Source organism: Actinoalloteichus sp. AHMU CJ021 (genome assembly GCF_002895405.1).
Classification (GTDB): domain Bacteria; phylum Actinomycetota; class Actinomycetes; order Mycobacteriales; family Pseudonocardiaceae; genus Actinoalloteichus_B; species Actinoalloteichus_B caeruleus.
In genome coordinates, this window is sequence record NZ_CP025990.1 from 2,452,163 (window position 1) to 2,476,890 (window position 24,728).

At 72.5% G+C, this 24,728-nt stretch carries 21 protein-coding genes and 1 pseudogene; 8 read left to right on the forward strand and 14 right to left on the reverse strand.

Going from position 1 to position 24,728, the window contains the following annotated elements; translation table 11 throughout:
* Positions 1–74 precede the first annotated feature (74 nt).
* The 3 genes from C1701_RS10330 to C1701_RS10340 all read right to left on the reverse strand — a co-directional run bounded on the left by C1701_RS10330 (position 75) and on the right by C1701_RS10340 (position 3,183).
* Positions 75–1,622, reverse strand: a complete 1,548-nt coding sequence (locus C1701_RS10330; RefSeq protein WP_026417749.1) for a cytochrome ubiquinol oxidase subunit I — start codon at positions 1,620–1,622, stop codon at positions 75–77.
* Positions 1,623–2,224: 602 nt separating this feature from the next.
* The gene (locus tag C1701_RS10335; RefSeq protein ID WP_026417750.1) at positions 2,225–2,569 is read right to left on the reverse strand and encodes a hypothetical protein; all 345 of its coding nucleotides are present in this window, start codon (positions 2,567–2,569) and stop codon (positions 2,225–2,227) included.
* A gap of 149 nt (positions 2,570–2,718) precedes the next feature.
* Positions 2,719–3,183, reverse strand: coding sequence for a DUF1801 domain-containing protein (locus C1701_RS10340; RefSeq protein WP_103055857.1), 465 nt, complete (start codon positions 3,181–3,183; stop codon positions 2,719–2,721).
* A gap of 236 nt (positions 3,184–3,419) precedes the next feature.
* Between C1701_RS10340 and C1701_RS10345 the strand changes: the two genes are divergently transcribed.
* From C1701_RS10345 to C1701_RS10355, 3 genes are read left to right on the forward strand one after another with little or no spacing between them, the layout of a single operon-like run.
* Complete coding sequence (locus C1701_RS10345) at positions 3,420–3,854, forward strand: helix-turn-helix transcriptional regulator (protein WP_026417752.1); 435 nt, start codon at positions 3,420–3,422, stop codon at positions 3,852–3,854.
* 20 nt (positions 3,855–3,874) lie between these two features.
* Entirely contained in the window at positions 3,875–4,285 is a 411-nt protein-coding gene (locus C1701_RS10350; RefSeq protein WP_026417753.1) for a VOC family protein, read from the forward strand.
* A 50-nt stretch (positions 4,286–4,335) separates the two neighbouring features.
* On the forward strand, positions 4,336–5,136 hold the full coding sequence (locus tag C1701_RS10355) for a VOC family protein (protein ID WP_103055858.1): 801 nt from the start codon (positions 4,336–4,338) through the stop codon (positions 5,134–5,136).
* Positions 5,137–5,469: 333 nt separating this feature from the next.
* Here C1701_RS10355 and C1701_RS10360 read toward each other — a convergent pair.
* From C1701_RS10360 to C1701_RS10375, 4 genes and pseudogenes are all read right to left on the reverse strand, one after another.
* Positions 5,470–6,336 (reverse strand): annotated as a pseudogene (locus C1701_RS10360) (PHP domain-containing protein); the annotation flags it as partial.
* Positions 6,337–6,629: 293 nt separating this feature from the next.
* A complete protein-coding gene (locus C1701_RS10365; RefSeq protein ID WP_337662217.1) occupies positions 6,630–7,358 on the reverse strand; it encodes an IclR family transcriptional regulator in 729 nt (242 codons plus the stop codon).
* A gap of 1 nt (position 7,359) precedes the next feature.
* On the reverse strand, positions 7,360–8,598 hold the full coding sequence (gene fahA, locus C1701_RS10370) for a fumarylacetoacetase (protein ID WP_103055860.1): 1,239 nt from the start codon (positions 8,596–8,598) through the stop codon (positions 7,360–7,362).
* 117 nt (positions 8,599–8,715) lie between these two features.
* The gene (locus C1701_RS10375; RefSeq protein WP_026417757.1) at positions 8,716–9,582 is read right to left on the reverse strand and encodes a hypothetical protein; all 867 of its coding nucleotides are present in this window, start codon (positions 9,580–9,582) and stop codon (positions 8,716–8,718) included.
* A gap of 68 nt (positions 9,583–9,650) precedes the next feature.
* On the opposite strand from C1701_RS10375, the gene C1701_RS10380 reads away from it, so the two are divergent.
* The 3 genes from C1701_RS10380 to C1701_RS10395 all read left to right on the forward strand — a co-directional run bounded on the left by C1701_RS10380 (position 9,651) and on the right by C1701_RS10395 (position 12,842).
* Positions 9,651–10,865, forward strand: coding sequence for a homogentisate 1,2-dioxygenase (locus C1701_RS10380; protein WP_026417758.1), 1,215 nt, complete (start codon positions 9,651–9,653; stop codon positions 10,863–10,865).
* Positions 10,866–10,952: 87 nt separating this feature from the next.
* Positions 10,953–11,735 carry a DUF2470 domain-containing protein gene (locus C1701_RS10385; RefSeq protein WP_051313527.1) on the forward strand — a complete coding sequence of 261 codons (783 nt, stop codon included), beginning with the start codon at positions 10,953–10,955 and terminating at the stop codon, positions 11,733–11,735.
* A gap of 348 nt (positions 11,736–12,083) precedes the next feature.
* Complete coding sequence (locus C1701_RS10395) at positions 12,084–12,842, forward strand: CPBP family intramembrane glutamic endopeptidase (RefSeq protein WP_026417760.1); 759 nt, start codon at positions 12,084–12,086, stop codon at positions 12,840–12,842.
* A gap of 931 nt (positions 12,843–13,773) precedes the next feature.
* Here the strand turns inward: C1701_RS10395 and C1701_RS10400 are convergent.
* The gene (locus C1701_RS10400) at positions 13,774–14,703 is read right to left on the reverse strand and encodes an SDR family NAD(P)-dependent oxidoreductase (protein ID WP_026417761.1); all 930 of its coding nucleotides are present in this window, start codon (positions 14,701–14,703) and stop codon (positions 13,774–13,776) included.
* Positions 14,704–15,036: 333 nt separating this feature from the next.
* On the opposite strand from C1701_RS10400, the gene arcA reads away from it, so the two are divergent.
* Entirely contained in the window at positions 15,037–16,221 is a 1,185-nt protein-coding gene (arcA, locus tag C1701_RS10405) for an arginine deiminase (protein ID WP_103057016.1), read from the forward strand.
* Positions 16,222–16,414: 193 nt separating this feature from the next.
* Here the strand turns inward: arcA and C1701_RS10410 are convergent, their stop codons facing one another.
* Positions 16,415–17,503 carry a hypothetical protein gene (locus C1701_RS10410; protein WP_155886040.1) on the reverse strand — a complete coding sequence of 363 codons (1,089 nt, stop codon included), beginning with the start codon at positions 17,501–17,503 and terminating at the stop codon, positions 16,415–16,417.
* A gap of 348 nt (positions 17,504–17,851) precedes the next feature.
* On the opposite strand from C1701_RS10410, the gene C1701_RS10415 reads away from it, so the two are divergent.
* Complete coding sequence (locus tag C1701_RS10415) at positions 17,852–18,412, forward strand: ferritin (protein ID WP_026417764.1); 561 nt, start codon at positions 17,852–17,854, stop codon at positions 18,410–18,412.
* A 33-nt stretch (positions 18,413–18,445) separates the two neighbouring features.
* On the opposite strand, the gene C1701_RS10420 is transcribed toward C1701_RS10415, so the two are convergent.
* The 5 genes from C1701_RS10420 to C1701_RS10440 form a co-directional block, all read right to left on the reverse strand.
* Positions 18,446–20,638 carry an AAA family ATPase gene (locus C1701_RS10420; protein ID WP_103055861.1) on the reverse strand — a complete coding sequence of 731 codons (2,193 nt, stop codon included), beginning with the start codon at positions 20,636–20,638 and terminating at the stop codon, positions 18,446–18,448.
* Between the two features lie 343 nt (positions 20,639–20,981).
* Positions 20,982–21,791: an ESX secretion-associated protein EspG gene (locus C1701_RS10425; RefSeq protein WP_103055862.1), complete on the reverse strand. Its 810-nt coding sequence runs from the start codon at positions 21,789–21,791 to the stop codon at positions 20,982–20,984.
* 6 nt (positions 21,792–21,797) lie between these two features.
* Positions 21,798–23,057 (reverse strand): hypothetical protein, encoded by a 1,260-nt coding sequence (locus C1701_RS27295; protein ID WP_337662218.1) that lies wholly within the window; start codon positions 23,055–23,057, stop codon positions 21,798–21,800.
* A 28-nt stretch (positions 23,058–23,085) separates the two neighbouring features.
* On the reverse strand, positions 23,086–23,724 hold the full coding sequence (locus C1701_RS10435) for a DUF3558 domain-containing protein (RefSeq protein WP_081893408.1): 639 nt from the start codon (positions 23,722–23,724) through the stop codon (positions 23,086–23,088).
* Complete coding sequence (locus tag C1701_RS10440) at positions 23,714–24,031, reverse strand: hypothetical protein (protein WP_156038337.1); 318 nt, start codon at positions 24,029–24,031, stop codon at positions 23,714–23,716. Before C1701_RS10440 ends, C1701_RS10435 begins: the two co-directional genes overlap by 11 nt.
* Positions 24,032–24,728: the final 697 nt, after the last annotated feature.

Consider the following 24,728-nt stretch of genomic DNA (forward strand, 5'->3'; position numbering starts at 1 on the left):
CTCAACCGGTGGCAGGCTGGGGGCGGCCGGTCCGGGCGCCGGGCGGGTCAGCGGGCGGACGGCCCGCCCGGGGCTCAGTAGGCGAAGGCGAGCACGTCACCGCCGCCTCCCCCGCGTCCGTCACTCCCACCCGGGCCGTCACCCGACTTCCCCTCCTCGTCGGGCTCCTCCCAGGGCGGTCGCATCACCCCGGACACGCCCGCGCGGGCGTAACGGGCGAGGAGGAACACCTCGACCACGGCGAGCACCGCGTAGACGGCGGTGAGCGCAACCAGCGAGAACACGGCCGAGCCCAGCGACACCCCTGGGGACACCGCCTGCGCCGTGTACATCCACACCCCGTCCACGCCGGTCGGGTTGGGCACCACCACGAAGGGTTGGCGGCCCATCTCGGTGAAGATCCAGCCGAAGGTGTTGGCCAGGAACGGGGCCGCGATGCCGGCGAGCGCCAACGGGGCGAACCACCGCGACCGGGGCACCCGGCCCTTCCTCGTCACCCACAACGCGAACGCGCAGGCCCCGGCGGCGACCACCCCGAAGCCGATCATGAGCCGGAAACCCCAGTAGGTGATGGGCAGGGAGGGCACGTAGTCGATGGGTTGGCCGGCCATCTCGCCCAGCCTCGGGTCGTCGGGGTAGTTCGTCCCGTACCGCTCGGTGTACTCGTCGACGAGTTGCTCGACGCCCCGGACCTCGGTGGAGAAGTCGCTGTGCGCCAACATCGAGAGCAGCCCGGGGACGGTGATGCTCTTGACGCTCTCGCAGTCCGGCCGGCTCACGTCCCCGACCGCGAACACCGAGAAACCGGCCGGGGCCTCGGTGTGGCAGAGCGCCTCCGCCGCCGCCATCTTCATGGGCTGCTGCTCGAACATCAGCTTCGCCTGGAGGTCACCGGTGATCGCGACGGCGGCGAAGGACACCACCCCGACCCAGCCGCCCAACCGGAGCGAGCGGTGCCAGACCCGGCGGTCGGGGTCGTCCTTGGGGGTGTCGCGGTGCCGCCGGGCCAGGTGCCAGGCGGCGATACCGACCAGGAAGGACCCGGCGACGGCGAACGACCCGGCGATGGTGTGCGGGAAGGCGGCCAACACGGTGGAGTTGGTCAGCAGCTCCCACACCGAGGTGAGACGAGGCCGACCGTCCTCGTCGAGGGCGACACCGACGGGGTGCTGCATCCACGAGTTCGCCGAGAGGATGAAGTAGGCGGAGAGCACGGTCGCCAGGGACGCGGCCCAGATGCAGGCCAGGTGCACCCGCTTCGGCAGCCGGCCCCACCCGAAGATCCACAACCCGAGGAAGGTCGACTCGACGAAGAAGGCGACCAGGCCCTCCATCGCCAGCGGCGCGCCGAACACGTCCCCGACGAACCGGGAGTACTCGCTCCAGTTCATGCCGAACTGGAATTCCTGCACGATGCCGGTCACCACGCCCATCGCGAAGTTGATGAGCATCAACTTGCCCCAGAACTTGGTCATCGCCAGGTACTCGGGCTTGCCCGTGCGGTGCCAGGCGGTCTGCATCACCGCGACCAGGACCGACAAACCGATGGTCAGCGGCACCATCAGGAAGTGGTAGACGGTGGTGATGCCGAACTGCCACCGCGCCACGTCGAGGATCTCCACGACCCGCTCCTCTCGCCCTCAAGCGAGGACGCTAGGGGCGGCGGAGGCCGGGAAGCGGACGGTCAGGGTCCCGTTCTCCCGGGACGTTGGTCCTGAATTCGGGCCCGCTGACCTGCGGTCATGACCCCCGTCACTCCACCTGCCGGCAGCAGGGCCCAGAACCGCCACCCCACCCGGCGCTGCCGCGTGGGGGAGCAACCACCAGCCACGCCCGCCGGGCTCGTCGCGGTGGCCAGCCGGGCCCTGGTCGGTGCGGCGAGCCGACGCGGCGGGGCGTGCCGACGGCCACCGGGACGCGGGATGCGCGCCCGCCAGCCCGAGCCGACGAGGGACGTCGACTCGGGCACAGACACGCGAGATCGTCGAACCTCACCGGCCGCCTTCGTGGCCCTGGCCGACGCCGTCAAGGCCGACCGCCCGCGCGAGAGCCCCACCAGCCACCCGACCCCAGGCGGAGCCGGGGCTGTTCCCAATCCGCCCGGCCAGCGGGAGCCGGGCGGACCACACCACCGGCACCCCGTGGCAGCGGACGGAACATCGCCCCCTCCGCCCCCGTCGTGCCGCCGGGACCTGACCGGAGGACCCGGTCGCGAGGCCCGGGGTCAGCAGCCCGCGACGGAGATCAGGTCCGACACCGTGACCTTCACCCCGTGGCCGATCCCCGAGTCGTCCGCCCACAGGTCCTCGGGCAGGGCGGGGACTCCGGCGGCCTGGGCGGCTCCGGTGATGCCGTAGGCGGTTCCCTCGACCACCACGACCGCGCCGCCGCCCTCGCAGCCCACCTCGGCGGTGTCGACCGTCAGCGGCCACGTCAGCCCGTCGGCGTCGAACGCCTCCCGCGAGACCTGCCGGAAACCTGTCGTCCGGTCCGGTTCCCGCTCGACCACCCCGCCGCACCCCACGGCGGCCAGGGCGACGGCGAGGACCGCTCCCGCTCTCGTTCCCACGACCGTGGGTCGTCGGCGGGGCGCTCGGGGTTACCAGCCCGGTCCCCTGCCCCGCCGGGGCGGTTCCTCTCGGCTGGCGGGAGGCGGCCGGGCCGCCGGAGACATCGCCGTCGGCAGCCGTCGCGGGCCGAGCCCTCCACCGTCCTCGATCAGCCCACGGCCCTCGCGACCAGCGCGGCGATGGTCTCCGCCGCCCGGTCACCCAGCTCGGACACCGCGTACGAGGTCGGCCACAGGCCGCCGTCGTCGTCGAGGCGTGCCTCGGGGGTGAACCCGAACGTCGAGTAGCGCTCCTTGTCGGCGGCGCCGCTGCGGAAGAAGCAGACCACCTTCCCCTTCCTCGCGTAGGCGGGCTGCCCGTACCACAGTTTCGGGGCCAGATCGGGGGCGTGGCTGGTGACGATCGCGTGCACGCGCTCCGCCGACGAACGGTCCGGTTCGGGCATCTCCCCGATCTTCGCCAGCACGTCGGCCTCGTCCGCGGCCGCCTTTCCTCCTCGGCCGCGCCCCGCCTCGTTCCGCAGTTCCTGGGCGCGTTCCCTCATGGCGGCGCGTTCCTGTTCGGAGAAACCGCCGGAGTTCGACCCGGCCTCCCCGTGCGACGTGGAACTCATCGCTGGTCCTTTCCTGGCGGGGGTTCATCAGAGCTGGACGCGACGGTAGCCGCCCCCGATTCCGCCGGCTTCTCGAATCCTGACCGGATCGGCGGCCGCCGGGCGCACGACCCGGCACCAAGGGAGGCGGCGCTCCCCGGTGGGGCCGGGGATGGTGACCGCCAGGACACCCGCTCGCGCCACGACGTGGGGCGGCTGTTGGGAACGCCAGCGCCGTGACGTGGCACGATGCCCCCATGACTGCTGGGCGCACGGAGGCTCAACGGTTGCGGGACCTCGTGGCGCTCCGCCGGGTCCGCGACCGGATGGACCGCGAGTACGCCAAGCCGTTGAACGTCGAGGAACTGGCCAGGGGAGTTCATGTCTCCGCCGGGCACCTGAGCAGGGAGTTCCGACGCGTGTACGGGGAGTCGCCCTATTCGTACCTGATGACGAGGCGCATCGAGCGGGCGATGACCCTGTTGCGCCGAGGGGACCTCAGTGTCACCGAGGTGTGTTTCGAGGTCGGTTTCTCGTCGCTGGGAACGTTCAGCACGAGGTTCGCGGAACTGGTCGGAGTACCACCGAGCACCTATCGGCGGGATCATTCCCAGGCCGCGGCCGGGATTCCACCCTGCCTCGCGAAACAGGTGACCAGACCGGTCAGGAATCAAGAAGCACGACCCCGGTAGGCACTCCTAGCGTTCCGGGCATGAACGTCACCGTCCACCACGCCTTCCTCCCGCACACCGACCCCGAGGCCGCGCTGCGGTTCTACCGGGACGCGCTGGGCTTCGAGGTCCTCGACGACGTCGGGTACGAGGAGATGCGCTGGATCACCGTCGGCCCGCGCGGGCGGCCCGGGACGTCGATCGTGTTGCACCCGCCGACCGCCGACCCGGGCATCTCCGAGGACGAGCGCCGCACCATCGCCGAACTGATGGCGAAGGGAAGTTTCGCGGCCATCACGCTGGCCACCGACGACCTGGACGGTCTCTTCGAACGCCTCGAAGCCGCGGGCGCGGACATCGTGCAGGAACCGGCGGACCAGGACTACGGGGTCCGCGACTGCGCCTTCCGTGACCCGGCTGGGAACCTCGTCCGCGTCAACCAGACGGCCTGAGCGCCGCCCGCCCCGTCCCGACCACCGCACCCGGACGAAGGACCACCCCCGTGCAGCTCACCCTTGACCGCATCACCCTCGGCGTCCCCCGGGTCGCCGAGGCGACCGACTTCTACGCCTCGGCGTACCCGCTCGCGACCACCGGCGGGGAGCCCTCCACGTCGCTCCACCTGGCCGGCTCCGGGCGGATCGACCTCCGGGGGGTCGAGGAGCTCGCCGCGGAGGTCGACGCGAATCCGGCGAGCTCGGGTTTCCGGGGTCTCGTCCTCTCGGCCATCGTCAACCAGCCCAGTGAGGTCGAGGCCCTCCTCGACAACGCCACCTCCCGAGGTGCGACCGTGGTCAGGCCACCGAGGAAGCGGCTGTTCGGCGAGTTCGCCGCCGCCTACCGGGCGCCCGATGGCGCGGTCTGGAAACTGGCGGCGGTCAACAAGAGGAACACCGCTCCCGCCGTCGCCCCGGCCAGCCTCGTGGAGACCGCCGTCTACCTCGGCGTTGGCAGCCCGAAGGCGTCCGCGACGTTCTACGCGGCGCTGGGGATGCGGGTGGACCGGGACTACGGTGACAAGTTCGTCGACTTCACCGTGACCGCCGGCGCATTCCGGCTCGGCCTGCTCCCGCGCGGGGCGCTCGCGGGGGATGTCGGCGTGGACGGGCGGGGCGACGGGTTCTCCGCCACCGTCCTCACCCACACCGCCGCGTCCCGTGTCGAGCTCGACGCCCTCCTCGGGGTGGCGCGAACCGCCGGAGCGCGGATCGTCACCCCGGCGACCCAGGTCGACGGGGATGGCCACGTCGCGCACGTCGCGGACCCCGACGGGCATCACTGGCGGTTCACGGCTCCGGCGTGACGAGGAGCCGGCGCGACCCGGCGGCAGGGGCACCGGCGGTCAGGCGACCGTCACCCCCGTCACCTGGTCCAACACCCGCAACAGGTCCGTCGACACCCGCACCCCCTCTGGCAACACCAGGGTGTCGGCGGTACCGCCGTCTCCTCCCACGAGCACGACCGGTGTCATTCCCTCGTGCCCGTCCAGCGCCTCCCCCACGGCGGCGAGCGAGTCGAACCCGTCGATCCGGAGCACCAGGGGACACGCGCCGGCCACCTCGTGGACCCGAACCCGCCGCGCGCCCAGGACCTGCCCGGCCCGGCCGGAGAACTCGGAGACGGGGATGGGGAACAGTGGTGAGCGGTCCACGAATCCGAACACCTCGGCGTAGGAACCGACGCGTTCCGCGACGTCCAAGGTCGTGTCGGCGGCTCCGGGAACCTCCCGGTCCCAGTACTCCCGCATCTCGGCCGCCGACTTCAGGTGGTAACCGGCCCCCTCGAACCGGAACCTCCTGGGGTCCGACAAGGTACTGCCGGTCTGCACGCAGAGCAGGGCGGAATGGGCCTGGGCCTGGTCCGGGGTGACGTAGTGGCTGTCGTTCGTGGCCACGACCGCGAGACCGAGATCCCGGGAGATCGTGAGCAGACCCTCCCGCACGTCGCGTTCCACCCGCACGCCGTGGTCCATCAGCTCGACGAGGTAGTTCTCCTTGCCGAGGATGTCGCGGTACTCGCTGGCAGCCCGCAACGCCTCCCGGTACTGACCGAGGCGCAGCCGGGTCGGCACCTCGCCCCCGGGGCACCCGGTGGTGGCGATGAGTCCGCTCGCGAACCTGGAGAGGAGCTCCCGGTCCATCCTCGGCTTCTTGTACTGCCCTTCGATCGAGGCGAGGGACGACAACCGGAAGAGATTGCGGAGCCCGGTCGCGTCGGCGGCGAGCAACGTCATGTGGGTGAAGGCGCCGCGGCCCGACACGTCACCGCCCTCGTCCCCGCTGCCAGCTCCGCCCCAGAACACCGGCTTCCGGTGGAACCGGCTCCCCGGAGCGACATAGGCCTCGATCCCGAGGATCGGCTTCACGTCGGGGTATCCGCTGGCCTGTTCCCAGAACTCGGCGGCGCCGAACATGTTCCCGTGGTCGGTCATGGCGACGGCGGGCATGCCGAGTCGGCTCGCCTCGGCGAACAGCGGCCCCACCTTGGCCGCGCCGTCCAACATGGAGTATTCGGTGTGCACGTGGAGGTGGACGAAGGGATCGGACACTGTTCGGCCTCCCAGGCAGCTGCGAGCACGAGCTTGAACACCTGGAGTGACAGTACGATCACACAGAGACATTTCCGTTGCCCTGGCCGGCGCCAGGCGGGCGTGCCGAACGCCCGGGTCGGTCGGCTGGGCCCCTGCTGCGGCCAGGCCGGGCCCTGATCCCGACGCTCGGGCATCCGTTACCCGTGCCGGTTCGGGCAGCGCGCACGGCCACCGGTTCCCGTTCCGCCGGCCGGGTACCGCCTCGCTCAGGTCAACGCGGCCGAGACCGCCTCGGCGGCGGTGACGGTGAGCGGGCCCACCGTGGCCTCGTCCACCGGGCGCATCGCCACCACCCCGACGCTCGCCCGGAGTCCGGTCACCCCGCGCACCGGGGCGGCGACGCCGTAGGCGCCCTCCTGGATCTCCCCGCTGGAGAACACCCAGTGCCGGTCGGCGGACAGGTCGATGGCCCGCCCGGCCGCGCCCTGCCGTGCCGGGTGCCGGTAGCCCACCCGGTAGGAGACGTGGAAGACGGTCCAGGTGGGTTCGACGACCGCCACGACCTGGGCCTCCTCGCCGTCGGCCACCGTGATGTGCGCGGTCGCTCCGGTCCGTTCGGCCAGTTCCCGCAGCGCGGGCAGCGCGGCCAGCCGCACCTGGGGCAGCACGTTGCCCGCCAGGGTGAGCAGGCCGAGACCGAGCCGAACCCTTGACCCCTCCCGACGGACCAGGCCCCGCGCCTGGAGCGGCCCCAGCAGCCGGTACACGGCGGCTCGACTGACCCGGATGGCGGCCGCGAGTTCGCTGATGGTCGGGGCGTCGGACTGCGCCTCGGCGACCGCCTGCAACAACGCCAACCCCCGTTCGAGGGTGAGGGAGCGTTCGCGCGGGAGCCCGGGGAGCTCGACCTCGGCGACCGGTTCCTCGGCTACCGGGCCGCGCGTCGTCACCGGGCTCGGGGCGGTCGCCGGTTGTCGGGTGGTGGGGACGGACATGTCAGCGTCCGGGACCGCGTACGGCGGTCGGCTCGACGTCGGCGGGCAGTACCCGGCCCGTGACCTCGGCCAGCCCGACGACCGAGCCGTCCGGTCCCGGTGCGGTGGCCGTGATCTCGACGGTGTCCCCGTCGAGCAGGAAGGCACGGGTGGTGCCGTCGTCGAGGGTCACCGGTTCCCGGCCTCCCCAGCTCAGTTCGAGGAAGGAACCGCGTTCCGCCCGGTCCGGGCCGGACACCGTCCCGGAGGCGAAGAGGTCGCCGGGACGGACCGTCGCCCCGTTCACCGTGAGGTGCGCCAGCTGCTGCGCCGGCGACCAGGCCATCTCGGCGAACGGTGGTCGGCTCACCACGGTGCCGTTCCAGCGGACCTCGAGCCTCAGGTCCAAGCCCCAGGGCTCGTCCTCCGACAGGTAGTCCAGCAGGGGGTTCGGCGCCGGGGGTGTGGGCACCCGCGCCGCCTCCAACGCGGCCAGCGGGGTGATCCAGTGGGCGAGGGAGGTGGCGAACGACTTGCCCAGGAAGGGGCCCAACGGCTGGTACTCCCACGCCTGGATGTCCCGGGCCGACCAGTCGTTGACCAGTGCGACCCCCAGGACGTGGTCGGCCAGCTCGGCGGTGCCCACCTCGCCCCGGACCGGTCCGCCGCAGACGAAACCCACCTCGGCCTCGATGTCCAGCCGCTCGCTCGGTCCGAACACCGGGCCCGTGGAGCCCTGCGGTCTCCGTTGCCCTCTCGGCCGGCGCACGGGGGTTCCGCTGGCGACGACCGTGCCGGCCCGCCCGTGGTACCCGACCGGCAGGTGCGTCCAGTTCGGGAGCAGCGGGTCGGAGTCCGGGCGGAAGATCCGACCGACGTTCTCCGCGTGGTGCCGCGAGGAGTAGAAGTCGACGTAGTCGGCGACCGCGAACGGCAGCACCGGCCGGACCTCCGCCAACGGCACGAGGTCGGCGCCGGGCGGCGCTGAACCGCGGTCGACGACCTCGCGCAGCCTCTCCCGCAGTTCCGCCCACGCCGGGCGCCCGGCCGCCAACAGCGGGTCCAGCGAGTCGGCGGCCAGTGGTCCGGACAGCCGTGGTCCGAGGTGGGTCGCCAGTGGGCGCAACGGCAGCGCGTGGTCGCCCACCCGCACGAGCGCACCCGTCGCGGTCTCCGCGCGCACCCGCCCCACCCCGTAGGGCAGGGTCTGCGGTCCGAACGGGTCGGCCGCGCTGAACGCGGGGTCGTCGATCCAGCTCACACGATCACCCTTCCGCAGGGAGGTGGTCGTACACCACCGAATTGACCGGGCGCGGCCGGCGTCCGGTATGGCGGGCACACCGACGCGACCCCCGCGCGTCGGTGCGGCGTCACCTGGTCACAGCAGGCCGAGTTCACGGAGATCGTCGAGCGGCTCGCTCAACGAGCAGGAGCCGTAGGAGGCGAACACGCCCCGCACGGCGCGGGCCGCCTCGTCGGAGAGCTCCTTGGCCTCCTCGGCGAGCGCGGTGGCGTCGTCGCTCGCCAACGCCTCCCGGACATCCCGACCTGACAGCGCCCTGGCGCAGGCGACCAGCAGGTTCAGGAACCCGTGGTGGGGGAAGTTGGTCTCCTCGTCCATGTAGCGCACCGCGTGGTGCATCCCCGCCGTCGCCTTGAAGGGGATGCCGGTGCTGCTGGCCACCGACAGGAAGTCGGCCACCTGGTCGACGGAGGGGAACGCCTCGGGGGTGAGGCCGCCGCACCGCAGCTTGGCCCACGAGCCGTGCTCGGCGACCCGCCGCACGCTGTCCAGCCAGCCGGCGCCGCCGCGGCGCGGTTCGATGACGCGGATGACGTCCTCCGGCACGAACTCGGACACGCGTTCGAGCCACACGTCGTCCACCTCGGACGGCGCGGGCATCTCCACCATGTTCAGCGACAGCAGTTCGGTGCGGGACTCCACGATGGATACGGCCTTGGGCACTCCCCCCAATCCGGTGTCGATGACCAGCGACAACGCCACCGGGCGCAGCGGCTTCGCCTTGATCAGTTCGGTGATGAGTTCCGGCAGCCGCGACGAGGGGCAGAGGAACAGCCCCATGACGCCGGCCGCGTTACCAGCCCGTCCCTCCAGATGGCCGCGAACCGCCTCGGCCATTCCGGTGTTGGCGGGCGGGAAGAGCGCGGCGTCGTCGACCAACCGCGCGAGCAGGGGAGGGATCCCCCGCGGACCGGGAGCATGAAGTTCAACGGCGCTTGACACGGCTGACACGCTAGTGCCGGAACGAACAATGAACAAAGGTGTCCGCATAACGAACACCGGGAGCCAGCATGCCCCACTACCGCAGTGTTGGTGAGTTACCCCCCAAACGGCACACCCAGTTCCGCTCACCGGACGGGAGCCTGTACGCGGAGGAGCTGATGGGGGTGGAGGGGTTCTCCTCGGACTCCGCCCTGCTCTACCACCGGGAACTCCCCACGGCGATCATCGACTCGCGGGAGCCGGACTGGGCCGGCCGCGCCTCCTCCGCCGAGGCCCACGACCGGTCCACCACGCCCAACCTCCCCCTGAAACCCCGGCATTTCCGCACCCCGGCGCTGAGCTGGCCGGCGGGCCCCGTGGACGCCGTCACGGGCCGGCGGCAGCTGTTCGCGAACCCCGACGTGTCCATCTCGTACGTGGAGGCGGACGCCGACAGCGGGCTGTACCGCAACGCCGTCGGCGACGAGCTGCTGTACGTGCGGTCGGGCTCCGCGACGGTAGAGACCGTGTACGGGGCGCTGGAGGTCGGCCCGGGCGACTACGTCGTGCTGCCGACCTCCTGCACCTACCGCGTCCTCCCCAGGGGTGTGTTGCGGCTCCTCGTCCTGGAGGCGACCGGCCACATCGGACCGCCGCGCCGGTACCTGTCGGCGCGGGGCCAGTTCCTCGAACACTCCCCCTACTGCGAACGGGACCTGCGCGCCCCCACCGCGCCGTTGCTGGTCGAGGGCGAGGACGTCGACGTCCTGGTCCGGCACCGCGCCGGCCTCTCCGTCCTCACCTACGCCCACCACCCGTTCGACGTGGTGGGGTGGGACGGCTGCCTGTACCCGTGGGCGCTGAACATCGCCGACTTCGAGCCGATCACCGGCCGTGTCCACCAGCCGCCGCCGGTGCACCAGACCTTCGAGGGCCCGAACTTCGTGGTGTGCTCGTTCGTGCCCCGCAAGGTCGACTACCACCCGCTCGCGGTGCCCGTGCCCTACAACCACGCCAATGTCGACTCGGACGAGCTGATGTTCTACGTGGGGGGCGACTACGAGGCCAGGAAGGGCTCGGGGATCGGGCTGGGTTCGCTGTCCCTGCACCCGGCCGGGTGCACGCACGGCCCTCAGCCCGGCGCCGTGGAGGCCTCCCTGGGCGCCGAACGGTTCGACGAGACCGCCGTCATGGTGGACACCTTCCGACCGCTGGAGCTGGGGGAGGCGGCCCTCGCCTGCGAGGACGACCGCTACGCCTGGTCCTGGGCCCGCCGGGGCCCGGAGTCCCGCGCGACGGGGTGAGCGGAACGCCGACCCGTCGGCCGCCGGGCACGACTACCCCGAACGCGGAAAACAGGTTAGGCTCACCTAACTCTTGGAGGTGAGTTGGTGGTGACGACGCCCGACCATCGCGTGACCGGCCCCGGCTCGGCCGAACGCGCGAGGAGCATCGCCGAGCGCGGAGGCCGGGCGGCCCTGATGCCGGACGAGACCAGCGCGGCCCGGGTCGAGCCGATCCTGCACCACACCGCACCGGACGGGGTGGTCACCCTCATGCTGCCGGACGAGCACCCGGTGGTGACCGGGCTGCGCGGCGGGGACGAGGGGGTCTCGGCCGCGGTGCTGGAACTGGCCGACCCGGCTCCGGTACCGCTCAGGGAGCCGGTGCGGGGGCTGTTGTGGTTCACCGGCCTGCTCACGGCGCTGGATCCGGGCGAGGCCCGTGACACGGGTCTGTGGATCGCCGAGCGCCGCCCGGACGCCCGGCTGTTGGACATCGGCCATGGCATGTCCCTCCTCCGGCTCACACCCGCGTCGATGGTCCTCGCCGACGCGGAGGGCACCTGCCCCGTGGGCCCGGAGGAGTTCGCGGGCGCCACTCCGGACCCGTTCTGCCGGCAGGAGCCGCACTGGCTGCGTCACCTGGAGAACGCGCACCGGGACGTGGTCGGCATGCTGGGCCGCCACGTTCCCGACCACCTGCGGGGCGGTCGGGTGCGGCCGTTGGGCATCGACCGGTTCGGTCTGCGGCTGAGGGTGGAGTCCGTGACCGGGGACCACGACGTCCGGTTGGCCTTCTCCCGCCCGGTCACCGAGGTGCGCGAGCTCTCGCTGGAGCTGCGCCGGCTCGTGGGCTGCCCGTTCGTGCGAGCGGTGACCACCGGGCCGTGAGCCAGCGGCCACGCCGGCATCGGTTCCGGTGGGCACCCGTCCTGTCCGCCCGCCCACGCGGACAGCCACGACCCCACCTCGGGCCAGGTCGAGGCGGTGCTGCCCGACCGGGTAACCAGCCCGGTCGAAAGCCGCCGCCATCGGCCGGTTCGGCACGTCCGTGCCCGCCACCACCCGGTCGGCGCCCTCCGCGACGAGGAGGTGCGCGCACTCGGCCCGTCGGCCGGTCGCGGCCCGGGTCCCGAGTGCCCGGAGGCGCCTTCCGCCGCGCCTCGGCCGCTGTACGGTGCGGACGTGCCCTCCACGCCGCGGTCTTGGTTCCGCCCGGCCCGCCCAGCAGACCCCGAGGTGATCTCCGATCCGGGTCAGCGACGAGCGGTCGTCATCGAACTCCTCATCGTCTTCACCGCGACACTCGGACTGTCCGGGCTGCGCAGCCTGCTGTCCCTGCTGGACTCCCTGCTGCGGCCCGCACCGCTCTCGGAGCAGTCCGTCGCCATCAACGTCCCGCAGGCCACCATCGGGTTGCTCGACCTGGCCCGGCAGCTCACGAGCGTGCTTCAACTGCTGTCCTGGGGCGCGCTCGGCGTCTACCTGCTGTGGCGCGCGGGTGTCGCGCTGCGCCGGATCGGCCTGGACCGGGCCCAGGTCGGGCGTGACTTCGCCAGGGGAGCCGGGCTCGCCGCCATCATCGGCGTTCCCGGTCTCGCCTTCTACCTCGTCACCAGGGCGATCGGCATCAACCTGACCGTGCTGCCCAGCACGCTGGACGAGGCGTGGTGGCGCTCGGTGACCCTGGTGCTCTCCGCCGTCGGCAACTCCTGGGCCGAGGAGATCCTGGTCGTCGGGTACCTGATCACCAGGCTGCGGCAGCTCGGCTGGTCGGAGAACGCGTCACTCTGGTTCTCCGCCGTCCTCCGAGGCACCTACCACCTGTACCAGGGGTTCGGCGGTTTCCTCGGCAACATCGTGATGGGGCTCGTCTACGCCAGGTACTGGCAGCGCACCAACCGGTTGTGGGCCCTGGTGGTGGGGCACGCGCTCATCGACGTCGTCGCCTTCGTGGGGTACGCGCTGCTCGGACCACACCTGTCCTGGCTGCCCTGACCCGCGCCGCGCGTCGTCGGGACCCGGGCGACGCGGAGGTCCCCCGGGCGCCCCCGCGCTCCGGAGGTGGCCCCACCGCCCCGATGCCACCTCGTCGAGGGACGACTGCTCGGATGCCCGGCGATGCCTCCGCTGTGAGGCGTGGGCTCGGCCGGGGCGCTCACTTCTGACCAAAGCCGTGTGCGACGTCCGGTGGTAGCCCAGAGCAGCGGCTTCCTGCCGCCCGTCGACCTGCCCCTCGTCGACCGCCACGAGCGACACCAGCGGCGTCCTGCCACGTCGACGTACCGGCGGACCAGGCCAGCGCGACCTCTCACCTCCTTGTCCGGCCCGCGCGGCCGCCAGGTGGGCGCGTTCACGCTCCGTCGGCGCGCCCCCAGCCGCCCATCTCGCACGTCGTCGGGGTCCGCCCGGACCGGAGGGGCCCGAACCAGGCCGGACCGGCCGCCTCCGCCAACGCGGGGAGGACCATCCCCGCGACTGACCCGGGGGAGGGGATCGGCGCGCGCTGGCGGCACCCGTTCGACCACCTCGGCCGGGACGGTCCGGGGGTCCGGGCGGTGCCGCGCCGTCCACGCCCGGATGACCTCGGCGAGCCCCACCAGCGGCGGCAGACCGCCGAGAACGGGCGGGGACAGCTCCGCGCGGAACACGGCGGCCCCGGCATGGCACACCGGGAGGACCACCGCCACGCGGCTCGGGGTCGGGGCCATCGATGGGCGATCGGGTCCGGGGCCAGCGTCCCCGTTCCTCGAACCCGGGCCGGGCGGTCGGAGCACTCCCCACCCGCGCGAGGGTCGCGGGGCGGGCGTCCGCCGTTCGACCAGCGGGTCGTGGGGGGCGGGACGAGGAGGTGCGGGGCGCCGGTCCCCGCCAGACCGGACGGACGGCTCGTTCGGGGCCGAGCCATCCTCCGGGGAAGCCGCCGGCGTCAGGTGCTGAGGATGCCGTACCGCATCCTGGCCATCATGTTCTCCGGACCGGCCTGCACGCAAGCGTCGCTGAAGAGGTCGTCGATGCGTCCGTCCAGCTCCGACGGGCGCCACCGCCTGTTGCCGGCAGTGATCTCCGCGACGGAGGTGAACGGCTGGTACAGCTCGATGCTGTCACCCTGCACCCCGAACACCTTGCCGCTGATGTGACCGGAGTCCGCCGAGCACAGGTACGCGACCAGGGGCGCGATGTTCTCCGGCGCGAAGAAGTCGAAGCCGTGCTCCTCCGCCGCGCGCTCGTGTTCCCGCATCTCCTCGTCGGGCAGCAGGTCCTCGGTGAGCCGGGTGATCGCGGAGGGGGCGATGGCGTTGGACGTCACCTGGTAGCGGGCCATCTCCATCGCGACGATGGTGGAGAACGCCGCGATGCCCGCCTTCGCGGTGCCGTAGTTGCTCTGGCCGAAGTTCCCGAGGATGCCGGAGGCGGAGGTGGTGTGCACCAGGCGCCCCGTCCGCTCGGACTCCTTCCAGTAGCGGCAGGCGGCCCGCGTGCAGGTGAAGTGGCCGCGCAGGTGCACGCGCAGCACCGAGTCCCACTCGTCGTCCGACATCTTCGCGACGGTGCGGTCCGAGACGAAACCGGCGTTGTTGACCAGCGCGTCCAGCTGGCCGAACTCGGCGACGGCGCGAGTGACGAGGGCGTCGGCGACCATCGTGTCCGAGACGTCCCCGACGCTGGCGACCGCGCGCCCGCCCTCGGACCTGATCTGGTCGACGACCTCGGTGGCCACCGCCTCGTCCAGGTCGGAGACGACGACGGCGGCGCCCTGTCTCCCGCACTCCAGTGCTTCGGCGCGGCCGATGCCCCTGCCAGCACCGGTCACGATCACCACCCTGCCGTTCAGGATGGTCCGCTCATGGATTTTCACATCGGAGAGCGTAGGACTTACCGGACGGACCTCGCGGGGTGGTTCGGCGTAGTCCTCACTCCGCTGGGCACCCGGGGGACGGTGGCCCCCCGCTACCCTCCGCTGCCCGGTGCGACCAGTAGTGGGGTAACCCATACGCGCAACGATGACACCCTTGGTTAGGCGTCAGGTTTAACGAACAACCAGAGGAACCGCTGATTACGATCGTAATTACCCACAGATCCCCGTCAGAGCCGGCTTTCCTTCCGCTCCTTCACTAGGCTGGAACGCGTGGAATCGGAAGCGACGGCGACCGCGACCCTCGACCAACAGGCACCAGAGCCGGCCGGATCGGTGCACACCGAGGTGGGAAGGCTACGTTCGGTCCTCCTCCACCGGCCGGGTGAAGAACTGAAACGCCTCACCCCCCGCAACAACGACCGGCTGCTCTTCGACGGCATCCCCTGGGTCGACCGGGCGCAGGAGGAACACGACGCCTTCGCCGAGACCCTGCGGGCTCGGGGCGCCGAGGTGCTCCTGCTCACCGACCTGCTGTCCCAGGCCCTGGCCGACCCCAGGGCTCGGGCGGCCGGTGTGGTGGCCGCCGTCGACGAGCACCGCCTGGGCCTGGACCTGGCCGACGTGCTGCGCTCGTACCTCAGCGAGGCGGACGTCACGACGTTGGCCTCCGTGCTCACGGCGGGGATGACCTTCGAGGAACTGCCGGCGGCGGAGGGCGGCTCCCTGGTCAGGAAGATGCGCCACCCCCACGACTTCGCGGTGGACCCGCTGCCGAACCTGCTGTTCACCAGGGACTCCTCGGTGTGGATCGGGGACCGGGTCGGCATCACCTCGCTCACCATGCCGGCCCGCCGCCGGGAGACGTCCCTGACCGACCTCATCTACGCGTTCCACCCCCGCTTCACCCGCGCCAGGCGCGCCTACGGGGCGCACTCGGCGCCGGTGGAGGGCGGGGACGTGCTGCTGCTCGCCCCCGGGGTGTTGGCCATCGGCGTCGGCGAACGCACCACTCCGGCCGGCGCGGAGTCCCTGGCTCGGTCGGTGCTGGCGGACGGCCTCGCGCACACCGTCCTCGCGGTACCGATCGAGCAACGTCGAGCCTGGATGCACCTGGACACGCTGTGCACGATGGTCGACACCGACGCCGTCGTGCTCTACCCGGCGGTCCAGGACAGCCTCACCGCCTTCCCCATCACCGCGCGCCCGGACGGGACGCTCCGGATCGGCGGGCCGACCCCCTTCCTGACCGCCGCCGCCGAGTCGATGGGGATCGAACGCCTCCGCGTCATCGAGACCGGCCTCGACCCGGTGACGGCGGAGCGGGAGCAGTGGGACGACGGGAACAACACGCTCGCGCTGGCACCGGGCGTGGTGGTGGCCTACGAGCGCAACGTGGAGACCAACGCCAGGCTGGAGGCCCAGGGCATCGAGGTGCTGCGGATCTCCGGCTCCGAACTCGGGTCTGGCCGAGGCGGCCCGCGCTGCATGTCCTGCCCGCTCGTCCGCGACCAGGTCTGAGACATCGACCGCACCGGCACCGGCCGAAAAGGCATGCCCCGGTGCCGGGTGGGGGTCCGCGGTGGGCCGTTCGCCCCGCGACCGGGTGAGCGGGACGGGAGGCGGCGCGACCGCGCCCACGGACGCCCCTTCCCGCCCGCTACCCCGCCCGGGCGGGAGGCCGGTGCCGTCCCGACCACCTGCCGCGCCCGGCCTACCGGCTCGTGGAACCGAGGTAGCCGCCCAGCCCGGACCCGAGGCCCTGGCCCGTGGGTGTCCCCACCGTCCACAGGACCGATCCGTGCGCGGCGTCGACGTCGACCAGGGCCAGGCCGTCCAGACCCGTCACCCGCCACGGCTGCCAGTGGCGGTCGCTGCGCCGGAGCAGGTAGGGACCACCCTCCGCGGTGCGGCCCACCGCCACCGGCTCGCTCCGGTAGACGGTCACGGCTCGCAGATCGGCGTCGGCGATGGGCGTGTCCGGGATCGACCAGTGCCGCCCGTCCCATTCGGCCAGGAACGGGCGGGGTTCGGCGTCGCCGTCGTGCGCCAGGGCACGGCCCACCGCCCACGCCTCGCGGTCGCTGACCCCGACGACGTCGAGGAGCACGACCGATCCGTCCTCACCCGCCGGCCCCGCGTGTTCCGCCCAGGAGCGGCCGTCCCACCGCAGGATCAACGGAGCGTCCAGGTCGGGGCGTTCCCCGACCACCCACACGTCCGATGCGTTCCTCGCGTGCGCGGCGGTGAGCCGGGCCCGCCCGGCCACGGGGGGCTCCTGGACGTGCCACCGGCCCTCCGTGGCCGTCCGGTGTAGCAGCAGGGGCCGTTCGCCCCCACCCGGCGGCCGGGTCGTCCCCACCACCCACACCTCACCCGAGGACGCCACGGCGACGTCGACCAGCTCCGCCCGCCCGGCGTCACCCGACGCCGGAACGGCCTCGGTGGTCCACCGAACGCCGTCGAACCGCCACACCAGCCCGCCGCCCACCGCCCAGACCTGGTCGGGTGCCGGGCCGGCGACCGCGGCTGGTTCGGCGAGCCCGGGCAGGCGCAGCGCGGTCCACACGCCGTCCCGTTCGTGCAGCGCGACCGGCCCCTGGTCGTCGACCCCGACCGCGACCGTCCGCCCGTGACCGATACCCGCCACCCCGGTGAACGCGACAGGACCGTTCACCCCGGGCTCGGCCGCGACCCAGTCCCCGAAACCGGGCGCCGAGGACGCGTTCGCGGAGACCGCGAACAGCGCGGACACGAGCAGCATCCCGAGGGATACCACCGCCAATGGGCGAGTTCGTTCCATCTTCCGACTCCTTGTCCCGGTGTTGGGTGGATGCGGCGCTCGGGCTCGACCGCGACCGAGGCCGGCCTGACGACGCCGCGATCATGGCAGCGGCACCGCCTCGGGCACGAACGCTCATCCACAGGGGAGAACCACCCCTGAACTGCGAGGATTACCGGAGGTCACCAACTTCTCACCCAGACGAGCGGGCCGCGCCGGGACAGGTCAGGAATACGTGGTTTGGTTAAGCGAACCTCAGAAATATGAGGCAACACAAAGGAAAGGAAGCCTCACCTGTGGGCGCGAAAGAATTCGTGAGACACGTCGCCACAAGTCGTCACACTCTCAACGACCCACTACGATGAATTCATGTCCGTCTCCGCGAAGAAGATCCAGCATGTCGAGTCGACCTTCCACTCCCTGTTGCGAGCCCAGGTTCGCAACGAGTTCACCGCCTCGCAGCAGTACGTGGCAGTGGCGGTCTGGTTCGACTCCCACGACCTTCCCCAGCTGGCCAAGCACTTCTACCAGCAGGCCCTGGAAGAGCGGAATCACGCGATGATGATCGTCCGCTACCTCCTCGACAACGACCTCGACCCCGCCATTCCCGGTGTCGACGAGGTGCGCAACGAATTCGGTGAGGTGGAGGAACTCATCGCCCTGGCCCTCGAACAGGAACGGGAGGTGACCGAGGAGATCATCGCGCTGGCGAAGGCCGCCAGGGCGGAGGACGACTACCTCGGCGAGCAGTTCATGCAGTGGTTCCTCAAGGAGCAGGTCGAGGAGGTGGCGCAGATGTCCACGTTGCTCAACGTGGTGCGCCGCGCTCAGGGCAACCTGTTCGAGGTGGAGAACTTCCTCGCCAGGGAGACCGTCGGGGACGGTGGTTCCGACCCGACCGCGCCCGAGGCCGCCGGCGGCGCGCTCTGACCGGGCTCGGGGTCCGCACCGCGCGGGCGTTCCTCAGCCCGCCACCTGCGGCCGGGCCAGGAACCGGGACGGCTCGCCCGTCCAGGTGATCACGAGCTGGTCCGACGCGCGGGCGCAGGCGAGGTGGAGGAGACGTCGTTCGCGCCGCTCCAGCAGCCTGGCGAACCCGGCCGCCCCCGCCTCCGAGAGGTTCCGTGCCGGTAGCCGTTCCGCGTCCGCTCCCACCACGACGACCCGTCGGAACGCGCAGCCGACCGCATCGACCAGCGTGCCCACCCACACCGACACCGCCCCCTCCGCGACGACCCCGCCGAGCCGTACGCCACCGAGGCCCGCCGAGGCCAACCGCCGGGCGAGCACATCCGCCTCGTGGGCGGTGGTGGCTAGCACGGCGGTGCCCCCGTCCGCACCGTGCCGGACCCGCCAGGCCCGGACGAGCTCCACGACTCCCCGCCGCTCCTTCTCGGCCGTGTCGAAGGCGAGGAAGGACGCGGCCGGACCAGCGCGCCCCGATCGGAGCCCGCTCCCACCGCCCACGTCGACGAGGTCGCCGAAGAGATCGGAGCGGGTCCGGACCAGTTCGAGGGTGGCTCGTCGCTCGTGGACCAGCTCAACCGACTCCCCCACCTCGGGACCACCGAGTTCCTGCTCGGTGGTGGTCGTCCGCTGCGAGGTGTCCACGCAGAGCAGGACGTCGTCCGGCCCGACGGGAACGAGGGCGCGCAACAACCGCCAGTGGGTCGGGTCGAGGTCCTGGGCGTCATCCACCACCAAGTGGTGGTAGCGGGTGACCCTCGGTGCTCCGGTCTCCCGCGCCGCCCGCTCGGCCAGGTCGGCGGCCGTACGGGCGAGGACCGAGCTGGTCATCGCTCCCCGGTCCCGGAGGTGGTCCTCGAAGCGACGGGCGAGCCGCCAGACCGTCGCCCGCTCGGCCGGATCCAACTCGACGGCCCGGTCGCCCCGGTCCGCCGCGAGGTAGCCGTCGAGACCGGCCAGCCCACGCCCGCCGAGCACCTCCCGGTACTCGGCCGTGAGGAAGGCGGGGGTGAGCACGGCCCGCTCCCGCGCGGACAGCTCCGCCGACCGTTGGAGGACGGCTCGCCACTCCTCCGCCTCCGCCCGTCCCACCCCGGACGGACCGCCGTCCGAGGCTTCGGCCCGCACCCGTCTCGCCAGCTCCCCGACGTCGCGCACCTCGACGCGACGCGACACGGACGCCTCGACCAGACCCGCCAGCCTGGCACGCATCGCCTCGGACCGTCGCTCGTCGGGCACGACCAACAGCACCCTGGCATCCGGTCGCCGGCGAGCCAGGACGATCGCGCGGTGCGAGGCGACCGTCGTCTTCCCCGTTCCCGGCCCACCCAGGACCCGTACCGGGCCCGGGCCCCACTCCCGGAACGCGATCCAGCGCTGCACCGGGTGCGGGTAGAACCACCAGTCGGTCGACGTGGCCTCCAGCAGCCCGTCCACCGTCGTCGGCGAGTCGACGACGGCGAACTCCATCGCGGCCGCCGGGTGTTCGACGGCGGCGACCAGGTCGACCCGCTCGGCTCCCTCGGACACCGGGTCGAGCCCGTAGGTCCGACGCACGGTCGCCGCGCTGTCGCCGGCCGCCAGGTCCAGGACGACGTACCGCTGCCACTCCGGGGCGTCGGTCAGCAGCTCGACGAGCTGACCTGGACCACCCGCGCGCACCGCGCTGGCCGCCAACCACCGCGGCAGCCCCAGGTCCGTGAGCTCGCTGAGCGGCCGACGCGACAGCGGCCCCCCGGCACCCTCCCCGTCGCCCCCGGACGAGTCCGGCCGGCCGTTGTCGCCCTCCCCCACGAAGGCGTCCCGCAGCACCTCGAACACTCCGTTGACGGGGTTGGGGCGGGCCCGAACACCGGTGGCGCACCGCAGGGCCGCCTCCCTCGACCGGAGCGCGACCAACACGTGGAGTCGGCGCTCCGTGTCCCCGAGGGAGACCACGACCGCCCGGTGCTCCTCCGGCAGGGCCGCGACCCAGGACACCGAACCCGCGCGCACGACCACCGCCTCCCCCTCGGGGGTGTCCTCACCTGTCCCAAGCCGGTGGACGAGGTCGCGGACGGCACGTCGCAACCGTTGCGGCCCCCGCCAGGCGCCACGACGACGGGCCTCGACGGGAGGCACCCGGTCGAGCCGCTCCCTCACCGCCCGCAGCCCGACCCTGAACTCCTTCGCGACGACGACGGTGCCCATCCGCCACGCCTCCTCCCACCCGCGAGCCCCCGGCGATCCTGCCCGGTGCCGCCCGCCGCGCCACCCGAGGACCCCCTGATCGAGAGACTGGCACGACCGTCGACATCGCGCGGCCCCCCGGCGACGTCCGCCGGCCCAGGCCCGCCTCGGCGGCCCCGCGCACTCGCGGACCAGCCGTCGAAGGTGCCGTCGCCGGCGGGTGGACCACGTCAGGCCCGGCCACGGACCAGCCGGGCGTCGAACTGGCCCTTCCCAGGACCGGCGGCGTCGAACTCCCCGCTCGCCCCGGCGGGACCCCGGGACCGTCCGGCGTGGGCGCCGGCACCGGCGCGGTCGGCTTGAGTCAGGGAGCGCCCACCTGGACCACCAGCTCCTCGAGCCGGCCCACCAGGCGACGGGCATCGCCCGAGACGAAGGTGAACCAGCGGCGCCCGTCCGGTCCGGGCCGGTGCTGGGCCAGGTGCCTGCCACGCGCGGTGTCGACGAACTCCACGGTGTGGTCGGCCCGTCGGCGGCCGGCGAGCGGGTCGAAGCCGCGCACGCTGAACTCCCCGGCCCGCAGCCGGTTCGCCGTCAACGCCTCCGCGAGGTGGCCGGCCTCACCAGTTCGGAGTCCCGCGCGGCGCAGGGCGCTCCTGAGCCGCCCCACGTCCCGTCCCGCCTGGTCCGCCGCCACGGTGATCGGGTCGGAGGGATGGCTGATCGAGGGCCCGCCACCGCCGGGCACGGGAGGCAGCACCGCGGCGGCGCGGTAGGCCACCGAGGTGGGCGGGATCGGTTCGAGGACGACCGTCCGTGCCCACTCGTCCTCGTCCGGCTGGTCCCGAAGGATCGCCACCACCCCGAAGGTCCCCTCGCGGGCCGCGACGGCGTTCCAGCCCTGGCCCCCCACCTCCTCGACCGCCACGGACACCGCGACCGCTGGTCGGGCGAGCGTCTGGAACGCGCGGTGCAGGAACGGGTGCGGTTCCCCTCCGTCCACCCACCGCTCCGCCTCCAGCTCCCGCCAGGCCCGCCGCAGCAGGACCCGGCGCTCGTCCTGAGTGGTTCCGCGACCGCCCGCCAGCAGCGTCGGCGGCAGCGCCAGGCCGAGCCGAACGCGGATGGAGTCCACCTGCGCCACGGAGAGGCGCACCTGGTCCTGGGCCGGCATGGCGCCTCACCGCTCCTCGTGGGGACGGTTCATCCCGTCCAGCACCGGTGGAGCCACCCGACGGTCGTCATCGAAAAGGGACTCCATCTCGACGAGGTAGTCGGCGCGCCGGTGGGAGGGGGTGTCGTCCGTCTCCGACGACCTCCCGGCGGTTGACCCGCCGGGTACGCCACCGAGGCCGGTTCCGGGGCCGCCGGCCGCCGGGCCGGGCCTGCTCGGGGAGGTGGTACCGCCCCCCGCCACGCCAGGGCCCGGACCCAGCGGGGCGGTACCGGATCCACCTGGGCCGGGACCGCGTCCAGGCGGTGCTCCCGCTCCGGAACCGGGGTGGCGCGCCGCCATCCCGAAAGGTCCCGGTCCCGGACCACCGGCCGTCGGGCCCGCACCGGAGGACACCCCGGGTGAGGTCGTCGTCCAGGACGGTCCGCCCGTTTCCCGCGTCGCCCACCGCGTTTCCACCGCCGGCGCCTGACCGGCGGCGGAGGGTTGCGGGATGGCGCCGGCCGGCTGCCCGCCGGGTGGGGCCGCCTCGACGTCCGGGTCCAGGTCCGGGGATGGTCCGCCTCCGCTCCTCGGAACGCGGGGCCCACCACCGTCCACCGGGTCGGCTCCCCCCTGCCACCCAGTGCGCTCGTCGCGCGGCGACATCACCGGGGCCGAGGACGGCTCCACCACGGAGTCAGGCGGGTGCACCTCGGACACGGGCGTGACCGGAGGAGGCGCGGCGACCCGGAGCTCACCGACCCGGGCCTGGGGGTCGAAACCGAGGGTGGAGCCCAGCACGCCGTTGGAGTTGCCCTGGTACTCCACCATCACGTCCCGGGCGCGCTGGTTGTCCTGGTCCCAGGAATCCATCGCGTCGGCGTAACCGGTCAGGCCTGGCAGGATCGCGTCCAGGAAACCCTTCTCCGGCCTGGGTTGGCCGATGGGCACCAGTGACCGGGCGCTCTCCAGGTACTCGGCCTGGAGGTGGACCGCGTGGGCCGCCTCCACGGCCTGGGCCCCGCACTCCTCGGCGAAGCCCGCCAGGGGCAGCGTGGAGGATCGGAAGGCCTCCGCGGCCTCCCCCTCGTGGGAGTCGACCGAGGCGCGCACCGTCGCCGCGAGGTACTCGGCGAGCGCCCGGAACGACTGGGCGATCTCCATCCAGGTGACCACCATCTCCTGCGGGTCGGCCCCCTCCCGGTCCGTGCGCAGCGCGGCCGAGATCGCCTGGGCGTTGGTGTGCTCCCAGGAGTAGTTGGCGCGGTTCAGGTTGATCCCCATCACTCCCCCGTCGTTCTGGGTTCCTCCGTCAGTCCCCCGTGGGCAGCCGCACCAGGACGGCGCGGGCGACGTCGGCGGCCCGGGCGCACGGGTCCGACTCCTCAGCCTCGGTCACGCCGTCCTCCAGGTAGAGCGCGTTGTCGGACTGCACGACGAACTGCTGGTCGTGGGCGGTCCCCACGAAGACCTGGCAGTTGCCCATCTGCTCGACGTGCTGCGCGGCGACGGCCGGGTAGCCCTCGATCGTGATCGGGGTGAACACGGCGTAGGCGTCCTTCCGGTCGTACACCTCGCCCAACCCGGTGCGCCCGATGTCCCGGTACACCGCCGCGTCGGTGGCGGTGACCCGGTTGCGCCACAGGCACGGTTCGAACGGCCCGGTCGGCCGTTCCAGTTCCCCCTCCGGGGCCAGCCCGAGTTCCTCGGCGGCGTCCGGCGGGAGCAGGTCGCAGGGCTCGAGCGCCCGCATGTCGATCGGGTTCTCCACCGGCGGGTACCGGGGGTCGGCCGGCGGCTGCTTCGACTCCGAGGGCGCGCCCGCACCCGCGCCACCGGGATGCGCCTGTCCGGCCTCACCGGAGGGCAGCGCCACCGCCAGGTAGGCCACCACCACCCCGGCGACCAGCACCACGGCGCCCCCGGCCCACCACTTCCCACTACCTGCCATGCCCGTCTCCCGCGTGGTCGACCCGCCCGTTCGGCCACTGGAACTCGACCGGTTGAACGGCGTTCGTCTCCTCCATGGACTCGTACTGGTGGAGCGCCGCCGACAGCGCTCCCACCTGGTGCTTGATGGCGAACGCGAGAACGTCGATCGCCGCGGTCAGCGACTGGTCGTCCGGGTCGAGCGCCAGCCTCCTGAACTCCCTGGTGGCGTTGGTGCTCACCCTGTCGTCGCCCCGGAAGGACAGCAGCTCGAACCGCTCCGCCATCCGCCGGATATCCCGCAGCAGATCAGCGTGAACATGGTTCAAATTCGCGATCACTTGCGGAAGCGATTCCGGATCGAGATAGTATGAATCCTGACTCACGTTACCCCCCGACTGACCACCCGACCAACGCCGCGCGATTCCGCGACCGACACCCGGGACAAGTGCGGTCCGGCCGTATTCGAAATTCCTTTCGCGTGAACCGGACCCACATCACCAGGGGCGCCAGCCCCCTCACCACCAGGAATAGCCGCCGGCCGCCGCCAGCGCACACCCCCGGACCATGCGTCGACAACATGCTCTCACCGGTGCGGTCACACCACGGCTACCGTCTCACGAGACACACCCAATCTCGCCGTGGAATATTGTCCAGACCATAACGGCGATACACAACCCCCTTCCGGGGAAAATGTGTGATCGGCTCGCGCGCTTCCGGTCGCGCACCGGGAGCTCGTCCACACGAATACGCGCGGCGGTGAGCGCGGCTCCGCCGACGAGTCCGGACAGGACGACCCCGCCCTGGCCGCACCCCCGTCGCGTACGGGATGACCTCGCCCCATCCAGGAGCGCACCAGCGAGTCGCGCGGCACCGGCAGCCCGAGGAGACAACCGCCGGCGTGTCAGGAGGAACTCCGGGCACGCCCGCATCCGGTCGCTCGCCTGCCGGCGTCCCCGTCGGCACTGGACTCCGAACCCGCGTCCCCACCGAGGTTGGCGGATGGCGTTTCCGCGTGGAGGCGCA